This window comes from Sporocytophaga myxococcoides, assembly GCF_000775915.1.
Taxonomy (GTDB): domain Bacteria; phylum Bacteroidota; class Bacteroidia; order Cytophagales; family Cytophagaceae; genus Sporocytophaga; species Sporocytophaga myxococcoides_A.
The window spans coordinates 45,177-64,494 of record NZ_BBLT01000003.1 but is presented as its reverse complement, the minus strand read 5'-3'; the positions used below and the strand labels follow the sequence as shown (position 1 = coordinate 64,494).

17 protein-coding genes are annotated in these 19,318 nt (G+C 36.0%); 8 read left to right on the top strand and 9 right to left on the bottom strand.

Going from position 1 to position 19,318, the window contains the following annotated elements; genetic code table 11:
- Window positions 1–1,389: 1,389 nt before the first annotated feature.
- From tnpA to MYP_RS08120, 7 genes are all read right to left on the bottom strand, one after another.
- On the bottom strand, window positions 1,390–1,851 hold the full coding sequence (tnpA, locus tag MYP_RS08155) for an IS200/IS605 family transposase (RefSeq protein ID WP_045461456.1): 462 nt from the start codon (window positions 1,849–1,851) through the stop codon (window positions 1,390–1,392).
- Window positions 1,852–2,523: 672 nt separating this feature from the next.
- Window positions 2,524–3,075, bottom strand: coding sequence for an NADAR family protein (locus MYP_RS08150; RefSeq protein WP_156140415.1), 552 nt, complete (start codon window positions 3,073–3,075; stop codon window positions 2,524–2,526).
- A 52-nt stretch (window positions 3,076–3,127) separates the two neighbouring features.
- Window positions 3,128–3,808 carry a hypothetical protein gene (locus tag MYP_RS08145; protein ID WP_045461453.1) on the bottom strand — a complete coding sequence of 227 codons (681 nt, stop codon included), beginning with the start codon at window positions 3,806–3,808 and terminating at the stop codon, window positions 3,128–3,130.
- A gap of 465 nt (window positions 3,809–4,273) precedes the next feature.
- Window positions 4,274–4,753: a hypothetical protein gene (locus MYP_RS08135; protein WP_045461446.1), complete on the bottom strand. Its 480-nt coding sequence runs from the start codon at window positions 4,751–4,753 to the stop codon at window positions 4,274–4,276.
- Between the two features lie 56 nt (window positions 4,754–4,809).
- Entirely contained in the window at window positions 4,810–6,162 is a 1,353-nt protein-coding gene (locus tag MYP_RS08130; protein WP_045461443.1) for an FAD-dependent oxidoreductase, read from the bottom strand.
- A gap of 2 nt (window positions 6,163–6,164) precedes the next feature.
- Window positions 6,165–7,460: a kynureninase gene (kynU, locus tag MYP_RS08125; protein ID WP_045462442.1), complete on the bottom strand. Its 1,296-nt coding sequence runs from the start codon at window positions 7,458–7,460 to the stop codon at window positions 6,165–6,167.
- 317 nt (window positions 7,461–7,777) lie between these two features.
- Window positions 7,778–8,308 (bottom strand): 3-hydroxyanthranilate 3,4-dioxygenase, encoded by a 531-nt coding sequence (locus tag MYP_RS08120; RefSeq protein ID WP_045461440.1) that lies wholly within the window; start codon window positions 8,306–8,308, stop codon window positions 7,778–7,780.
- 278 nt (window positions 8,309–8,586) lie between these two features.
- On the opposite strand from MYP_RS08120, the gene MYP_RS08115 reads away from it, so the two are divergent.
- Genes MYP_RS08115 through MYP_RS08100 form a run of 4 tightly spaced genes read left to right on the top strand, consistent with a single transcriptional unit; the run spans window position 8,587 to window position 12,848 of the window.
- Window positions 8,587–9,603: a glycosyltransferase family 2 protein gene (locus tag MYP_RS08115; RefSeq protein ID WP_045461437.1), complete on the top strand. Its 1,017-nt coding sequence runs from the start codon at window positions 8,587–8,589 to the stop codon at window positions 9,601–9,603.
- Window positions 9,596–10,399, top strand: coding sequence for a carbohydrate deacetylase (locus MYP_RS08110; RefSeq protein ID WP_045461434.1), 804 nt, complete (start codon window positions 9,596–9,598; stop codon window positions 10,397–10,399). The genes MYP_RS08115 and MYP_RS08110 overlap by 8 nt, the downstream gene beginning before the upstream one ends.
- Before the next feature lie 6 nt (window positions 10,400–10,405).
- Complete coding sequence (locus MYP_RS08105; protein ID WP_045461431.1) at window positions 10,406–11,974, top strand: ArnT family glycosyltransferase; 1,569 nt, start codon at window positions 10,406–10,408, stop codon at window positions 11,972–11,974.
- A complete protein-coding gene (locus MYP_RS08100) occupies window positions 11,967–12,848 on the top strand; it encodes a lysylphosphatidylglycerol synthase transmembrane domain-containing protein (RefSeq protein ID WP_052430029.1) in 882 nt (293 codons plus the stop codon). Before MYP_RS08105 ends, MYP_RS08100 begins: the two co-directional genes overlap by 8 nt.
- A gap of 354 nt (window positions 12,849–13,202) precedes the next feature.
- On the opposite strand, the gene MYP_RS24850 is transcribed toward MYP_RS08100, so the two are convergent.
- Window positions 13,203–14,222: an AraC family transcriptional regulator gene (locus tag MYP_RS24850; RefSeq protein ID WP_052430028.1), complete on the bottom strand. Its 1,020-nt coding sequence runs from the start codon at window positions 14,220–14,222 to the stop codon at window positions 13,203–13,205.
- Between MYP_RS24850 and MYP_RS08090 the strand changes: the two genes are divergently transcribed.
- Window positions 14,211–14,714, top strand: a complete 504-nt coding sequence (locus MYP_RS08090; RefSeq protein ID WP_231570022.1) for a DUF4345 domain-containing protein — start codon at window positions 14,211–14,213, stop codon at window positions 14,712–14,714. The genes MYP_RS24850 and MYP_RS08090 overlap by 12 nt on opposite strands.
- Window positions 14,715–15,210: 496 nt before the next feature.
- On the opposite strand, the gene MYP_RS26995 is transcribed toward MYP_RS08090, so the two are convergent.
- The gene (locus tag MYP_RS26995; RefSeq protein ID WP_231570021.1) at window positions 15,211–15,411 is read right to left on the bottom strand and encodes a hypothetical protein; all 201 of its coding nucleotides are present in this window, start codon (window positions 15,409–15,411) and stop codon (window positions 15,211–15,213) included.
- On the opposite strand from MYP_RS26995, the gene MYP_RS26990 reads away from it, so the two are divergent.
- The 3 genes from MYP_RS26990 to MYP_RS08070 all read left to right on the top strand — a co-directional run bounded on the left by MYP_RS26990 (window position 15,332) and on the right by MYP_RS08070 (window position 19,313).
- On the top strand, window positions 15,332–15,586 hold the full coding sequence (locus MYP_RS26990; protein WP_442196393.1) for a hypothetical protein: 255 nt from the start codon (window positions 15,332–15,334) through the stop codon (window positions 15,584–15,586). The two genes, MYP_RS26995 and MYP_RS26990, sit on opposite strands and share 80 nt — an antisense overlap.
- Entirely contained in the window at window positions 15,567–16,016 is a 450-nt protein-coding gene (locus MYP_RS08075) for a hypothetical protein (RefSeq protein WP_045461422.1), read from the top strand. The genes MYP_RS26990 and MYP_RS08075 overlap by 20 nt, the downstream gene beginning before the upstream one ends.
- 129 nt (window positions 16,017–16,145) lie before the next feature.
- Window positions 16,146–19,313 carry a T9SS type A sorting domain-containing protein gene (locus tag MYP_RS08070; RefSeq protein ID WP_045461415.1) on the top strand — a complete coding sequence of 1,056 codons (3,168 nt, stop codon included), beginning with the start codon at window positions 16,146–16,148 and terminating at the stop codon, window positions 19,311–19,313.
- The last annotated feature ends 5 nt before the right edge of the window (window positions 19,314–19,318 follow it).

Here is a 19,318-nt window from a genome sequence, read left to right as displayed (position 1 = left end):
CTAAAAGTATCCGTTGTTGCTTAAATAAAAGAATTGAACTTAATCAGGAGCGCCTTAAGATACATGAACGTGTGCTTTGGTCTAACCAATGCAAAGTTATTACCGGCGTATTTATTGTACTTAATAGATAAAAGGGCAAAAAGTATAGATGTATAAAAATTAATAAAAGTCAATCATTTAAGCAATTTAAAGGGAAAATTACCGGCAAATAGGCGAAAATGGGTGCGGTTGCCTTTGATCTAAATTGCACTTTATCAAGTTTTTACGTGCTTATTGAAATCTGGAAGGTGAATGGTGTTTTTTTAATCCTTAAGGATTAAATGTTTATAGTAAATACTCAGGGGTGTATTGTGCGACCCCTTCGGGGTCGAAGGTTTTCTATTACTTTATTCTCTATAAACATATGACCTCTTCGAGGTCACTTTTCCTATAATTTTCAACTAATCCAAAACATTCAACCATAATAAATAATACCTTCCTATCCTTTGACTACTAAGACGAGCTGAATTTAATTCTGAAAATCATTCTGCAGAGTCAAGTTTTAATCCTGAAGGGATTACATGTTTATAGTAAAGTATCAAGGTTTAAGAACGACCCTGAAGGGGTCGAATATATTTGCTCGACGTCTCTATAAACATATGAGCTCTTCAAGGTAACCTTAGGACTTTCAGCTAATCCAAAACATTTAAAATTCCTTCAAAAGAAATTTTTGATTTTATTATTACTAATACCTTCTCTGCCCTTTAGCTACACAGCAACCTGATTGTAATTAGGAGAAAATGTTTCTTCAGAATTTGTTTTTAAATACTGAAGGGATTGAATAATCAAGGTTTTTGTGCGACCCCTTCAGGGTCGAATAACACCTTTTACATTTTCTTCTATAAACATTTGACCTCTTCGAGGTCAATTCCACTACAATTTAACTAATTCAAAACATTTAATCTTTAATAATAATGCCTAGCCCTTAGGCTACTTAGATGAGATGACTTTAATTCCGAAAAAAAGCTTCTGCCAAGTTTAATCCAGAAGGGATTATATGTTTATAGAAAGTATCAAGGTTGGTACGGCCCTGAAGGGGTCGAATAATACCTATTACAATTTTTCATAAACATATGACCTCTTTGTGATCACTTCCTCTACAATTTAACTAATTCAAAAGATTTAATTTTTCACAATAATGCCTTAACCCTCTTTGGCTACTTAGATGAAATGACTTTAATTCCGAAAAAAGCTTTTGCCGAATTTAATCCTGAAGGGATTAATGTTTATAGTAAAGTATCAGTGCTTTTTTGATGCGACCCTGAAGGGGTCAAATATACATGCTCAGTGCTCTACCCTATATATGACCTGGTTTTAAGGCTGTTAAAACACCAAAGATTTTTATGAAAACTATTCTATCCATTCAAACAAATACTCGTCTTTATGCTCAATTTGAAATTTGTTCAATAAAGCTTTGTATTCCTCTCTGAATGTTTGCTTTTTATGATGTTCCTTCTGATTGGCAATGTATCCAATTACATTATCCAATGCAGAATGGCTATATGAAAATGCTCCATAACCATCCTGCCACTGGAACTTAAACTTTGAAAATTTTTTATCCTTAATGTATATGCTGGATGACTTTTTAATTTCTCTAATCAAATCAGATAAACAACAGCTTGGCTTCATTCCTATTAATATATGAATATGGTCTGGCATCCCATTTATAGCCAGTAATTTTTGATCTTTATTTCTAACTATGCCTGTGATATATTTAAATAATTCCTTTTCCCAGTAAGACTCTATTAAACTTTCTCTACCTTTCACTGCACAGACAACTTGTATGTAAATCTGAGAAAATGTTCCTGCCATATCTGGTTTTTTTTATTCTAGTATGTTTGAATATTTATAATAAGCTGCAGGTTCTTTTGTGCGACCCTTTCAGGTCGGATATATCTATTATCCTTTTCTCTATATTCATATGACCTCTTCAATGTCACCTTTCCTTACAATTTGGCTAATATACAAGTATTTGAGATCTATGAAACTAACAATTTTTGGTCTTCAATACTGGCTGTTCCTGAAATAGATTTATAGCTTCTTTTCCAAAAAGAACTTTTGGCTAGTACGACAGAGACAACTTAAATGTATATCTGAAGAATGCGCTTGGGCTTTTTAATTCTGAAAAAATTGAATGTTTATTGTAAAAACGCCAAGGTTTTGTGCGACCCCTTCAGGGTCGAAATGTTATCTATAACGTTTTTTTCTATAAACATATGACCTCTTCGAGGTCACTCCTCCTGCAACTTTGAATTAATCAAAAACATTAAAGATCAATTCACAATTTATTTGATCCTTATTAATAATAACTTATCTCCCCTTTCACTACCTAGACAACCTGAATCCATTCCGAAAAAAATGTTTCTGCTGAGTTTGATTTAATCCTGAAGGGATTACATGTTTATAGTAAAGTATCTCGGTATAGGCACGACCCTGAAGGGGTCGAATATATACGCGCCTCTCTTCAAGGTCTAACTGGCTTCCTTATTCTTTATTCAATTTGTCTCTCACCTCCATCAGCGCAAATCCTAACAAATTCAAGCCATTCCACTCTTCCGGATTCTCTATCCGCGCGTTATCCTTTGCTAATCCAACACCCCAAATGTTGTCGACCGGACTTGCTTCAACCAAAATTCTATCTTGCGTCTTCAGCAAAAAGTCTTTCAATTCCAGATGTTGGGAAAACTTATGATAATTCCCTTCCACTACAATTTCAAAGCGGGATGCTTCCCAGTTTTCCTGATTAAACTCTGATATCCTGCGACCCAGATCTTTTGCTTCTCCTTGAGATTTGGCATGTATGATCTTCTCATGCAGTTCCTTGTCACCAAATAATTCAGCCTTCTTAGCCATCATCCAGTGTTCGGCAGTCTTATAGATAATGCCATCAACTCTAAAATCCGCAATCCACCATTGACTGAAACATGAGTTGGTTATAGCTCCGTCCTTAGCAGGCTGATGCCCCCAGAAATAAATATACTTCAGCCTTTCGCCATTGTTGATTCTATCTATTAGGTGTTGTATTGAGTAGGTCATTTTCATTCTTACTAATACCTTTAACTAGTTTACTGCACTGTATAAAAAAATGCTAATTACTTTTATTGGTTATATCTCTCCTAAGCCCCCAAGTTCTGACACAGAAAAAAACCGTTCTATTAGTTTTTATGTCATAAATAGACTCCCCTTCACATACATTCGGATGTATTTTAAAATGTCTTTTTGCAATACCTTTCTTAGTAAAATATTTTACTATTTCTTTTCCCCTTGCCAGCGACAGTTCTTTGGAATTATTTTCACTAACATCGGCTTTGCATATGATATCATATTTAACTCTTTTAAAAATTTCACGATTAATATTAATGCCCTCTAAAACATCTAGTAAAACTGTCGTGTCTAAGTCATTAATATTACAGGAATTAAACTCAAAACATAGTTTAAATGACCCTTCATCCAATTCTATTGGAATGTTTATTCTATAATAAGAATTAGTAGAATCAATAAAAACAAAATAGTAATTATAATAAGGAGCAGAAAAAAGAATTCTGTAATTGTTTTTCGGAAGCTCTATACGATAGTATCCTAATGAATCGGTCTCAGATTTATCATATCTAATAAATCTTTCTGGACCTGAGGCGGCATCTATTAAAATTGATGAAGGAACGAGTTTTTCAGTTTTAGTATCTTTCACCACTCCTTCAATAATAATATCCTGAGGTAAGACGTAAAATCCATGAAAGAAGAAAATGGTAAGAATTAGTAAAGTTTTCATTTTCCCAAAATGTGAGTTGATTTATATTATAGCCCTCAGATATCCAACAGGAGTAAACTGACGCGTCAATCAATCCCCAATTGTATAATACAATTCCGAGTTGGAATCCTCAATTATAAACCCCATCCGCATTTAATAAATAATCAATTGAAAATTTTGTTGAATTCATTATCTGATTTGATTCATCCTGTGATAAATGTATTGGTTCAAAGTATAATGAATCTTGCGCATCCGAATATAACTTTTTTAAAACTGAACGATCCGCATTATAAGTACATCCTAAGAAAAATAAGGGTAATGCATTAACAAAAAGTAGCCTCTTCATAAACTGGTTTATATTAAAATTATAGGACTAGTCAATAACTCTTGTTATAGATGTTTCCAGCTAATTCCGGTCAATGGTGTCTCAAGTTTTTCATTGAAATCTTTAGAATTCTCATTTTTCTCATACCTATTGTTAAACCTTTAATTTGAAACACTTATACTTTCAATATAAGCTTCCACTTCATTTGTTAAAATACCCTTATGAGGTTCAAAAAAAATATTCAATCCATAGAAAAATGACTTTGGTGACTCAAATATCCCTTTATAAAGCTTTTTTCCCTCAAATTCTTTAGGATATAAAACTTTATTTACTCCATTGATATGTTCTTTATAAGTAAAAGTGCCCCATAGAGTCGTTAGGCTTATATTAAATTTTTCTTCAAGAAATTTTGCAGTCAGTGTATTAAACTCCAATGATGAAAATTTATATTCTTTCTTATTGCTATCAATTAAGGAAACTATAAAATCTTCATCATCTAATAATACAATAGCTCTTACTCCTATAATCTTAATTCCTTCCAAAGGAATTCTAAACCCGTTTGTCCTCCTAACTGAACCCGTATCCTTTAAAGGCCTCTCAATATATTCAACTATATTATTATTATTAATTAGACCTTTCATTTCAGGTGGTTATGTCTTAAAAGACCGTTTACGTTAATATAAGCAACTTCAAAAATTCACCTCCCCATTTCCCTCTTCACCATCTCCTCTATCTTCTCCCACACTTCTTTGTCCTCCGACAATGCTTCTATATTTTCAATCTTCATAATCTCCTCCATCAACCTTTCTTGCTTCTGCCCTTTCTCCAGAGCTTCATGATACGGAAGATCGCTGAAAGTGACCATGCTGTAAAGAGGAAGATAACCCGGTATCTTGTGGTGAATTATTGCTTCGATCTTTTTCCTCAGAAGAAACTTCTTATCATTCACCAGGTCCCGCATCTCAATGAAATTCTGAAGTGCCAGTTGTCCTACTGCGTCACCTGCTGGTTTTCTCAATTTCTGATATTCCTGAAGACTTGAGTTTAAGCTCCAGTTTTTAGTAACAAGATCATACAACACTCTACAGTCTTCAAAGCCTGCATTCATACCTTGTCCATAAAACGGAACAATCGCGTGTGCCGCATCTCCGATTAGTGCGATGCGGTTTTCATATACCCATGGATAACATTTCACGGTGACTAATGCAGAAGTCGGATGCTCGGCAAATTGCTTTTTTAACTCTGGTATAAGGTCTGCGGCATCTGCAAAATTACTTTTAAAAAAAGTCTCTACCTGTGCATCAGTCTTTAAGGATTCGAATGAATTTTCGCCTTCGAATGGAAGAAACAGCGTTGCGGTGAATGTCCCGTCCAAATTCGGCAACGCTATCAGCATGAACTTCTCTCTTGGCCAGATGTGCAGCGCATTCTTTTCCATTCTGTGTGCACCTGCATCGGAGGGAATAGTCAATTCTTTATATCCATACTCCAGATATTCCTGAGAATAATTGAATCTGCAGGTTGGCAACAAAGAACTCCTGACCTGAGAAAACGCACCGTCTGCTCCGAACAGCACTGAAAACTCTCTAGCCTTAACCGTTCCATCCAGTTTGTTTTCAAACTCAATACTGAACTCTTCAATGTTTACCTTAACACATCTTTCATTAAAAAAGAGTTTTACATTATGCGCTTCTCTTGCTTTATTCAGCAAAGTTTTGTTCAGATCGGCTCTGGAGACGGCATAAATAACCTGCCCTTCTTCTCCATACGGCTGAAAAGAATTGGTGCCATCTTCATGGTGTATGAATCTGCCTTTCATAGGAATGGCAATATTCATCGTTTCCTGTTCCACCCCTGCTGCCTGCAATGCTTTGATTCCGCGGTGGCTAAGCGCAAGATTTATGGATCTGCCAGTTTCAGGAGCAGTCATTAACGGGTCCGGCCGCTTTTCATAGACATCCACTTCATAACCTGCCTTTCCTAACAACAATGCGAGTAAACTTCCTACCAATCCTCCTCCGGATATAACTATTTTTTTTTCCTCCATCATTTTTAATTTATATACTCGCAGAATTCGGCAAACTTCTCAACAAAGGTATAGACCTCTGTAAATGAATTGTATAGCGGAGCTGGTGAAACCCTGAGCACATTGGGGGATCTCCAGTCAAGTATGATTCCTTCTTTGGCAAACTGCTGAACCAGCCTTTTACCATCTCCTTTTTCAAAATAGATGGAAAGCTGAGCTCCTCTTCTAGATGGCTCTGTCGGTGTTATAATTCTGATTTTGTAAGGCTTTTCCTTCTGAGCCGGAGTACATTTTATTTTTATCAGATACTCCAGATAGGCAGTCAGCTGTTCGCTTTTTTTAAAAATTTTCTTCAATCCAGCTTTTTGAAAAATATCCAATGAGGCTTTCAAAACCGCCATCGGCAAAACTGGAGCATTACTCAACTGCCAGCCTTCCGCGCCTATAGAGGGTTCATACTCCGGTTTCATTAGAAACCTTTCCTTTTCATCATTTCCCCACCATCCGGCAAATCTCGGCAAGTGAAAATTCTCACTGTGCACAAACAATCCGGCTGTAGCCCCCGGACCAGCATTCAGATATTTATAAGAACACCAGGTAGCAAAATCCACCTGCCACTCATGAAGGTTTAAAGGAATATTGCCAATGGCATGTGCAAGATCAAAACCAACATAGGCTCCTGCATTATGAGCTGCTTCAGCAATTGCTTCCATATCAAATGCCTGACCTGTGTAGTAATTAACACCGCTCATCATTACCAATGCAAGCTCATCTCCCAATTCCTCAATTTTGCTAATAATATCTTCGTCACGAATAGCAAATTCGCCTTCTCGTGGACCAACTTCTACCAGACACTCTGCCGGATCAAAACCTCTGATCTCAATCTGTGAAGTTAGCGCATAGATGTCAGAAGAAAAGCTTCCTGCTTCTGTAAGAATTTTAACCCTCCTCTCACGTGGCCAATAAAAACTTACAAGCAGCAGGTGCAGATTCGCTGTTAGACTGTTCATTGCAACTACCTCTTCCGGTAAGGCTCCACAAAGCGCAGCCAGCGGCTTTCTGAAAAGCTTGTGATAATCCGCCCATGGATTAGTCCCTTTGAAATGCCCCTCAACCGCCAGTTCTGCCCAGTCTTTAAGTTCTGTTTCAATATATTTCTTTGCCGTCACAGGCTGTAGTCCAAGAGAGTTACCACAAAAGTAAATCTGGCTGTTTTTACCTTTTCCAGGAATTAAAAACTGCTTTTTAAAATCTTTCAGAGGATCTTTTAAATCCAGACTTTTTGCAAATTTTTTATCCGTGGAAAATTTCAAATTTCTCATTGCCATTAAGCAGAAGGTGAAAATTTTATATACTCTTTAATTTTATCCAAAAAAACCTCACCTAAATCTCTCTCCTCAAAAGACACAGCTATTCAACTTGACGCTGTCTCCATAACACTTCATTATGCTAGTTTTTCATCCTGAGCCCCGCGAAGGATCTGATAGTCACAAAATAATTTTCTATTACAAATGACTTGCTGACAGATATCCAAATTCTCATTCTTTTTGAAAACTCAAATGTTTCGCAAGCTCAACATGACCAGTGTCCGTTTCAGGAGAAGGGTTAGGGATGAGGTCCATTTATTTTGATACACAAGCTAAGCCTTAGGCTTAACCGGAGGCTCCATTACCGTCCCACAAACTTTGCAGGTTCTAAGCTCCTCTGAAGAGTAAAACCTTTCCATAATAACAGGAAGTTGTTTTACGATATCTGATATATATTCGTACTCTTCATAAAGCTTGTTTCCGCATTTTTCACAAACCCAGATAAAGCCGTCTTTTTCCCCTGGTTTTCTGTAGCGTTCCATCACAAGTCCCACTGTATTGGCTGGTCTTTGCGGGCAATGAGGCACCTTTCCCGGTAAAAGAAAAATTTCTCCTTCTCTGATTGGAATATCTACCGGCTTCCCATCTTCAAGAATCTTAAGATTAATATCGCCTTCCAGCTGATAGAAAAACTCCTCTCCTTCATTAAAATGATAATCCTTTCTTGAATTAGGTCCACCGACAACCATAACTATAAAATCATCATTGCCTTTATATACTTGTTGGTTTCCTACCGGTGGCTTCAGCAAATGCCTGTTTTCTTCAATCCACTTTTTAAAACTGAATGGTCTTTGAACTGCCATAATTTTTTCTCCTTTAAATATTGAACAAGTTCCTTTTATTTAAGTGCACAATTTAGCAATCAATATGGTATTTTTTAATGATCAAAAACTATTTGCGGTGAGATCCTTGTCAATCATGCTTTTTTGATAGCTGTTCTGAATTTCAGTGATCAATCCCTATAATATTTATCATTAAAAAGCTAACCCTTTTACACCTTATATAACAATTTATTAACCAGTTCTTTAAACACTATTTAAGGTTCAGGGTTAATATAGCCGGGAAATTAAATAATTTTTTTATGGCTAAATATTTCGTGTCTGTTGTTGTTCCGCTTTTCAACGAAGAAGAAAATGTGTTCGAGCTTGTACATGAAATTGTATCGGTGATGAACGCTACTAATTACAGTTATCAGATATTACTGGTAAATGACGGAAGCAGAGACTATACATGGACTAAAATACAGGCTCTTGCAAAAGAGTTTAAACAGATAGAAGCAATAAACCTTGCAGGAAACTATGGTCAGACAATGGCTCTGAGAGCAGGATTTGAACAGGCATCGGGAGAAATCATTGTCGCCATGGATGGGGACTTACAGCATGATCCTCAGTACATTCCTGTATTTATTGAGGAAATGCAAAAAGGAAACTACGATATGGTTGGTGGTGCAAAAATCAGAAGACCTGAGTCTGCTATCAAAAACTTCCTGGCTGAGACAGGACATAAAATGATAAAAAGCATTTCCGGTGTAAATCTCAGATATTTCGGCGCCACCTTTAAGGCCTATAGAAGTTATTTGTTGCAAGGCAGTAATATGCTGGGGGATAGTCATAGATTTCTCGGCGCAATTGTCGCCCGTAAAGGAACGCGTTACACTGAGCTGCCAATAGAGATAAGGGAAAGAAAAAGAGGAAAGAGCAATTATAAAATCAGCAAGGTCTTTTTGGTAATCCTTGACCTCTTGTTTTTAAAATTCTTTATCTCCTACATTAACAAACCTTTCAGAATATTCGGCCTCATTGGGCTGATCAATTTTCTGATCGGAATTACGCTTACAACTGGGTTTACAGTTGGCTCATTGTTTTTCCAACTGAATATAAAAGAGCATTACCTGGCAGAATTTCTGTTCAGTGTTTTTCTCATGCTTATAGGAACCATGTTCCTGTCAATAGGAATAATTGCTGAAATCGGAGTTTACAATTATTTCCAGAAATCATTTTCTCCTCCTTATAAAGTAAGAGAAGTAATTACGGACGAGAAAATCATTATCCCATTAAAACTAGAAAATCAAAGCTCTGGCCAATTGATGAATGGATAAACGGCTGATCATAAACGCGGACGACTTTGGGTGGGATGCTTTCGCAACAGATGGGATTCTGGAACTGGCAAAGAAACGAGCAATTTCCAGTACTACAGTTCTTGCTACTCATGTTTCTTCCGGAGATGTGAGGGAACTTATTGCAATAAGAAATGTCTCAATCGGTTTTCACCTAAACCTCATTGATGGCAATCCGGTATCCAGGCATTCTCTTGTAAAAACACTTACAGATGAAAACGGACAGTTTCTTTCCGCTCAGATCATTTATAAAAAATTCCTGCTGAACACATTGAGCAAAGCAGAAATTAAAACCGAAGTATTAAATCAGATAGATCGTTTGGCAAAAATGGGCGTTGAAATCTCTCATGCCGATAGCCATCAACACATACATCAGTACCCAGTATTAGGAGATTTTATTCTTAAAATCCTAAATGAAGCCGGGATAAAAAAAATTAGAAAACTCAATACAAATAGGTTCTCTGACAAAAGGAGAATAATCCTTAAAGTTATGAGTCTCTATCCTCACAGAGAAATCAAAAATTTTATCAGCCCACAGATTCTTCTTTCCGATTTCTCTGCTGATAAAAAAGCTGATATGGAAGTATTCTCAAAATCTTTAGCTAATGCCTTTGATAAGTACCAGACAGCAGAAATGATGACGCATCCTGGAACTACAGACAAGCCCGGTTCTTATCTGAAAAGAAAAGAAGAATATGAATTTTTAAAATCCTGTGAATGGAAATCTTTTCTCGAAAAAAATTCAGTCAAACTAATATCTTTTAAAGAGTTAAAATAAATTCTGATGTTGGAAAAAACGGAAAGCAACAAACTACTTGTCGCTCTCATTTGCATTCTGGCAGTTCCTGCTCTGCTGATCAATCTGGATATCATGCCTACCCTTGGAGACGAAGCAACAAGGGCGCTGGTAGCTCTTGAATTTATACTCCGTAAAAACTATATATTTTCTACAATTAATGGTGAGCCTTATTATAATAAACCTCCTCTGTACAATTGGTTGTTGGTTTTACTTTTTAACACCTCTGGTCGTGCTGATGAATGGATACTTAGGTTACCTGCAGTAATCTCACTCCTGGCATTTTGCCTTGCAATTTATTTTACAATGAAAAAGCATGTCACTACTAAAATTGCCATACTAACTGCATTTGCCTTTTTAACATTCGGCAGGATGCTTTTTTATGATTCAATGCTTGGACATATAGATATTCTGTTTTCATTGATCCTATATCTTGCCATTTATTCCATATTCTATTTCATAGTTAAAGAACGATACTTCCTTTTATTTCCAACGGCTTACTTTCTTACCTCTCTCGCATTTCTGATGAAGGGACTTCCAGCCATAGTCTTTCTCGGGTTGTCATTATGTGTTACTTTTTTTTCTTTTAGAAAACTGAAAGGATTGTTTCATCCTGCACACTTTGTTGGCATATTCCTATTTCTGTTGATCATTGGAGGTTATTTTCTGATTTATAATACATACAATTCTTCTGATGATTTCCTTAAAACATTATGGAGTGAATCAAGCAAAAGAACAGCTTTTGAGAATAACTGGAAATCTTCCCTTTCCTTTTTGTTCATCTTCCCTTTCGAATACCTCTTTCATCTGATGCCCTGGTCATTACTTATTGTGACTTGTTTCAGAAAGGATTTCTTTAACATTGCCAAAAACAACTCATTCATCATTTTCTGTCTGATTATTCTTGCCATAAATATTCCTGTCTACTGGATTTCTCCGGAGACAAGGCCAAGGTATTTGTTCCTGCTTTTCCCATTCATCTTTGTGATACTAATTTACTTTTATTTTAAAGAAGGTGCGGAAAGACAAAAACTTATAACATCCATTTTGCTGTCGGTAGCTTTTATCGTGTTTGTCTTAATGGCATGCTTCCCATTTTTAGTGGAAATCCATGCTCAGATTTCTTATAAATACTTAAAGGCTTCAGTACTGCTTATTTTGCTGGCAAGTACAGCGTTTCTCTTTTTCAAAAGCGGTCGGAAAAATCTCTTCTACCTTCCTCTTGCTCTCCTTATTGCAAGAATAGGATTTGACCTTTTTGTATTACCGGAAAGGGCAACTGTTTCTCCAGAAGTAAAATGGAAGAAAGACGCTATTGCTTCAGCAAAGATTTCCAATGATCTTCCGTTGTATATTTACAAATACAGTTTTATGAAACACAATCTGTCTTATTACTATACCATTCAAAAAAACAAAATGCTGGTAAGAGACTTTGTGGGCAAAAAAAAGAATGTGTATTATATTATGGAAACTTTCTATTTTCATGAACAGCCATTTAAAAAACTGTTTGAATTTCAATATGATGGCAGACAATATTTTATAGTAAAAAGTGAGTAAAGAAAACACTATTAAATTATTAAAGCTCCTCTTAAAGATTTCGGTTTCTTCGGTTGCCTTATACTTTGTATTCAGATCCGTAAATATCAGGGATATTTTTAAGATTATTAAAAATTCTGATTACTGGATTCTTTTTCCCACCGTTCTCTTATACTTAATATCTAAGTACATTACAGCTATAAGGTTCCAGCTATTTCTGAAAGTCATAGATATCAATATTCCCGATTCATTAAATTTCAGGCTTTACCTGTTGGGCATGTATTACAATCTGCTACTTCCTGGTGGAGTGGGCGGTGATGGTTATAAAGTTTATTATTTACATAAGCTGTTTAAAAGTCCGTTAAAAAATCTGCTCTCCCTAAGTATTATTGACCGGGTAAGTGGAATGGTTGCTATTTTATTACTTGGAGAAATCTGTGCGGTTTTCCTGTTTTATAAACATTCTGTACTTTTTTATCTCTCTCTCATTTCTTTACCAATAACATTGGCAGGATATTGGGGAGGGCTTTACCTTTTCTACAAAAACTATCTGTCCGTATTTAATAAAACTAACATACAAAGTTTGAGCGGACAATTACTTCAGGTAGTATGTATAATACTCCTTCTTCTGTTGGTTAATGTAAAACAAGACTACCTTCCTTATGTGTTTGTCTTTCTGGTTTCCTCAATAGTGGCAGCATTTCCTTTTACCATTGGTGGAATAGGTGCAAGAGAGCTTACCTTTCTATATGGAGCAGAATATTTAAATCTGGACATGAACGCTTCTGTGACAGTTAGTATGCTCTTTTATCTGATCACCGCTTTCTCGTCTCTATGTGGTATTTACTTTGGAATTTTTCCTGAGAAGGTTAATGTGGAGGGAAGGCCAAACTAATAAAGGTTATACTTTTAGTATTTCCTCATTGAATCCTCAGAACATACATTTAATATTAGAGAAAGAAATCGATTGCCATTTTACAATCCTGAAGGGATTCAATATTTATAAAGGTCCCCGAATAGCATTGATGCGACCCCGTCAGGGTCGTATAACATATAAATCCTAGTATCTATAAACATATGACCTCTTCGAGGTCAAACTTCTCGCAAAAAGGGTTATAAATTCCATAACATTCTTAAGCAAAAGAAATCAAATGCTATTTTTTCAATCCTGAAGGGATTGAATGTTTATAGAATTACGCAAATAGTGGGATACGACCCCGAGAGGGTCGAATAATAATTTTCAAGCAATTTACTCCTTACTTATTTCCGCCTTCAATGACCTCGGACTTTTACCTGTCTTTTTCTTCATTGCCCTGCTGAAACTCTGGGCGCTTTCAAAACCAAGTATAAATGCTACTTCCTGAATCTGCACTCCAGGTTTTGACAATAAGGTTGTGGCGCTTTCCACAAAATGTTCGTCTAAAATACTCTGGTAGGTATGGCCTTCTTCCTTAAGATTTCTTTGCAAGGTCCGTGTGCTTGTATTGAGCATTGCCGCCACCTCCTCAATTTTCAGATTGTAATAACTTTCCTTATTAAAAAGGATTCGTTTCACTTTGAAATAATATCCGGAAGTACGTTGAATACTGCCAAGCTTTTCCGAACAAAGCTTCAGCAAAAACTCATACGTAAGCTGATTCCCTGAAACCGTTTTTAATTCCGATGTCCCTTTTGAAAAATGGAGGCTGTTTTCTTTTTCCCCAAAAGAAACGTTTTCAAAAATATCCAGATAACGACCCCTCTCCGAAGGTTTTACATCATATGCAAAGCTGGCTTTAATAGGCGTAATTTTCTGACCAACTAAAAACCCGGAAATTGCTAACGTAAGACTCATTGCATGCTCTGTTGCCATCGCCGAAGTAACAGGACTTTTCTCCACCCATGCTGCTGCAGGAATATAAATTACTTTTACAGAATCATCTGGTAGGATGAGCATTTTGTACTCAAACATTTCTCCCATAAGAGGAAAAAAATTTACAATACTTTTCCATGACGTAAGCAAATCTGAACTGCTTGATACCAGTGGAGAAATCCAACCAAGAACTGAAAATGTAATTCGCTTCCCAAAGTTGAGACTTATGTATCTGTAATTAGATCTTTTCAATATTGATTCCCATACCTTTATACCAACAATCCAGTCCTGCATGCCATCAGCTTCTCTCAAAATACCTGCATTAAGACCGGTATCTTTATAAATCTCTGCCTCATCAACTCCAAAATGTGATGCATTGATGATTAGAATTTTTAAAATTTCATTATGTACACGCATGGCGCATTTGTGCTAATAAATTGGCGTAAAGAGCAACAAGCTTTCTTTGAAGATACGCTTATTTTGTCATCAGGACAACAAACTTCATATATGATCAGATTTATAAATTTTTGCGGAATATTCATCATTTGCCTGACAGCTTTAGGAATTCTGATGGTAAGTGTGATGGCATTTTCTAATCCTCAGGCAGTAATGGACTTAGTTCAGGTCAAGCTTTCTAATAATGATGCATATAGCTCTATCCGGGGAGTTTATGGTGGTGCAGGACTCACCATTTCGATTACGTTAGTTTACCTTCTTTTTAAAAACAGACTTCAGGGTCTGGCATTTGTTGCAATTCTTTGTGGTTTTTATTCTCTTTCAAGAATTATTACTGTGTTTTCTGAAGGTGCTCTTGGAAGTTTTGGAACAAACTGGATGGTAATAGAGGGGGTATTGTGTATTACAGCCTTAGCTCTGTTAGTTGCAAACAGAAGGCTTTCCAGGGTTTAATTTCAATTTTTTAAGATTCATTATTTTTACAAGAACCCCTGAGTGTATCAGACCCGAAAGGATTTTTAGTCTAAGAACTTAGGGGTTTTTGAGTTAATAGCTTTAAAACTGAAGCACTAAATCCGACCTATATGAAAATCCTCGATATTTTAATTCTGACCTTGCAATCTAGGAGATATCTGAGCTCAAAGTCCTCCTTTTAACTCAGAGTTTTGAGTCCACCTTTAAAACATTTAGATAAAAGTAAATTAGTAAAATTACAGTTTTGTCGAAGAAAAACCTTCCTACTCCTTAATCCTATAAATCCCAGTAAAAAATTCTGTATCTTAGTTATTCGAAAAAAAATCATGAGTTTTTTTAGCCGCAAAAACCCTGTATTTGTATTTCTTACAACTGTGATTGTGTTATACATTTTATGGGAAACTTTTTATGTTTCTTATTTAATAACGTCACCCTTTTCTTACAAAATTTCATCATTTCTCGGAAGGTCCAGCAGCTATTTCTTTTCCTTAACAGGTTTGAAGCTAAACTGGGTTGAAGCTACATACTGCATATCTATTGATGGCCAACCTGCATTATATATTGGAACGCCATGCAATGGTCTGGCTTTTTTTGGTTTGTTCACCTGTTTTGTCATAGCTTTTCCAGCCTCCTGGAAATCTAAGTTATGGTTTCTTCCCATGGGAATATTAGCCATTCATGTCTTGAATATGGTTAGAGTAATTCTTCTTATTCTCAATTTTTACTTCTTCAATTCTAGTTTTGACTTTAACCATAAATACACTTTTAACTTTGTTGTCTATGGTTTTATGCTTTTAGTGTGGCTTTATTGGGCAAAAAAACAACTACCAAATGCAGGGCAAACTGCTTAGAAAAAGTATATTAATCTGCATTGGGCTTTATTTGTACCAAAGCTCATTAGACTTTAACAGAACTGATATCCTGGAAATGTATAAAACCTATTTACCAATAATAGGTCCACAGGTAGCTAAATTTCCTCTTTTTTTTCTTCTGGCTTTCATTACACACAGAGCATTTATTCATGGTTTAATTGTAAAATTTTTTACCGGAGAGAAAAAAATTCTGTTCTATTATATGGTAACAGATTTCATCATATTTGGGGGAGCTGCTCTTGTACTATTCATCAGAAAGTTATTTCCTCAGTTTAATGACATTACAGAGCCAGTAACATTTGCCTTTATGAATTTGCTGGATACCCCAATTTTACTCCTTTTCTTTCTTCCTTCATTTTATTTGTATAAAAAAATGGATTTGTCGACATCCGACAATACCTCAAATTAAGAGATTGGTTGTTTCTTTTTATCCATCTGTCGAATGATACCTAAAAATACTTACTGGTGGGTATTGTGCTAAATGCGCTAAACCCAGAGTATTGTAATGGGACTAATTTTCTCAAATCACACATAAACGATGCAATTTTTAAAATTACGAAAACCATTGACGGCCTTGCTGCTGTCAATTGCAATTGGCAATGCCTCTGCTCAAAATCCAGGATTCGATCCTCCTGAAGGATTTAAAAACGATGTTCCTGAAAAAGAAACGAAGACTGGACATCTGTTATATTTAAAAACCTATTATGCCGGTTGTGTCACAAAAGACATTGAAAACAAGGATGTCATAAACCCAGATTGTGCAAAATTTAAGGATGTAAAGTCATTAACAATTGACTATAAAAATCCAATGAATGATTTAAGCTGGGTAAAATATTTCACAAAGCTGGAGAAGCTTTCAGTCAGATGGAACTATGTTAAAACCCTTCCGGATTCATTTCCTGCAACTTTAAAAACTATAGACTTATACAGCAACTCCATTTCTTTAGATGAGGCAAGTGCACTAAAACATTTACCAGCAGGTTTAGAATCTCTGTCTCTTGGAAATCAATCAGTAATACAAGCAGTAACAGTTATTCCTCCTTTACCATCTAATCTGAAATACCTGGAGTTGACGGCCAGCAATATCGCGGCTCTTCCTGATAGCCTGCCTTCCGGTCTTACAACTTTATGGTTAGGATCAAACAAAATTCAGTCTGCAAATGCTGCACTGGCTAACAGTAATGTTAAGATTCTGAATTTAAGTTACAATAAACTGACAACAATAACTTTACCATCGAGAGTTACGAATTTGTATCTTAATAATAATGCTCTTGAAAACATTCAGGTAAATACTACAATTGATAGTCTTAAAGAGATAAATGTTTCAAACAATAAGCTGACTAACTTACCGACACTTCCCTCCGCTCTTACTTCTTTAAATGCAGAGAATAATTTAATTTCTAATCTGGGGGTTCTGCCATCAAATCTGGTAAACTTGGCTGTATCAAAAAACCAACTGACTGGTTTACCAACTTTACCTGCTGGTCTTAAAAACTTATCAGTATCCAACAATTTACTTACAGTTGTTCCATCCATACCTTTGAATCTGGAATATCTGTATTTGGATTCCAATAAAATAACAGCGCTGCCAGCACTTCCTGCAAATCTGTTGTATCTTGATATAAGTTATAATAATATCAATGGTGTACTTACTTCGCTTCCTTCAAGTCTTTATTACCTTAACATATCAAATACAAACATCACCTCTTTTACAGCGCCTGCAGCACTAAATACTTTAAACTTCTCGAAAACCAAAGTTACTTCGTTTTCAGGTGCACTACCTTCCGGTTTAGCGGAACTTTACTGTGAAAACAACAGTCTGTCAAGCATTCCGACTTTGCCTGAGTCCTTATATAGAATTAAAGCTAAAGGAAATCTCTTTGCATGTTTGCCAAACTTTCCTGAGAACTTAGCTGATAGTGACATTCAGTTAGTTTGCAACAAGAACTGTTGGAGAGTATTATATGGTGACTGGAATAGCAGCTCAAGCTGGTCTCAAGGAACAGTTCCCACGCAAAACGATGATGTTTTAATTATAAATGGTTCTCCTAATATCAATGCTTCGAACCTTGCTGTAAAAAATCTGGATATTAGAAACTCAGTAGTTTCAGGTCCATATTCACTATCGGTAAAAGGAGATATAACAAACAGCGGATCCTTTTTTAACTATCCTGTTATAATGGATGGAAGTACTGCAAGTCAGACTATAAAAGGAAAATCGACAAGTGTTTATTACCCTTCATTAAATACATATCAAACCAATCCTGACATTTTCAAACATTTAATCATAAAAAACCCTCAAGGCATAGTTTACAAAGGTTCAGATTATAGCCTTGACACTTTATCGGTTCTAAATGGTTTTATAGATGCTAATTATGATACATTATGGATAAATGCATTGGATGAATGCATAACACCCGTAGCCAATTTTGTAAGAAACGGATTAATTGGCAAGGCACAGAGTGTAACAAGTGGCTGGTCATTTGTTGGAAACCCAATGATCAATCAGACACTTGCAACTCTTAACGCATCAATTCCTCTGGGTTTTGGTGGAAAAAATCAAAGTATTTATTCCTATGATGGCAAAAATACAAGTTTAAATCACTGGGTGGCACCAACTGGCTTATCTAGTGCATATACGCCAGGTACCGGGTTCAGAGTTTACAGTTTCCAATCAGACAGAATTATTTTTGCAGGAACTCCTTTCCGTGGCACAAAAGATCTGAATGTTACTTTCGATGCTGCCGGATATGACAATGGAGGCTGGAACCTTGTTGCCAACCCCTATCTTTCCCCAATTGATTGGACAAATGCTGATGGCTGGACAAAAACCAATATCACAAGTGGAATATATATCTGGAATCCTGCAAAATCTGGTTACGCATCTTATGTGAACGGAGCTTCGACAAACGATGGAGGTCCTACTATTGCAACAGGACAGGCTTTCTTTATCAAGGCAAATGGTGCAAACCCAAAACTGATTGTTAATGAAAATGCAAAGTCAAAACAGTCAAACAGTTTTTTAAGATCAGGATTTGTTCAACCTTCTTTAAAAGTTTTATTAAATGATAAAACTGAAGAGTTGTCCGATGAATTGCTATTCCGCGCAGCTGATGGTTCCACTGGAAACTTTGATGATGATTTTGATGCCTATAAATTACCTGGAAGTGTTGTCAACATTTCTACCAAATCTTCAGACGGAAAAGACCTTTCAATCAACTCTCTTCCTGATCTTTCAGGCACTTTTCCATTGAACATTACCACCGCAAGAACTGGGAAATTCTCTTTATCCTTCAAAAATATAGAAACTCTTGAAGGCACAAATGCTTATCTGTTAGATAAATTACTTGGTACGGAAGTAGAAATTTCTAATGAGACTGATTATGAATTTACAACCAATACTACTGAAACACCTGACCGATTCAGAGTTTCTTTCACTTCTGTGGTAACCGGTAGTCATAAGTCCATTATAGAATCTGCTCCGCTTGTATACCCTAACCCTGCAAAAGATCAGGTAACCCTTACCCTTGGCAGAGCCAAAAATGCTGATGTTGTGCTTATAAACCCAATGGGTCTAGAAATAGCACAATGGTCTGATGTTCAGGAAGGATCTCTTCAAATGCCACTGTTAGCAGAAAGCGGTATATATATTCTAAAAGTGAAGAGCAACGAAGAAATATTTGTGTACAAAATTGTAAAGTTATAACCGAC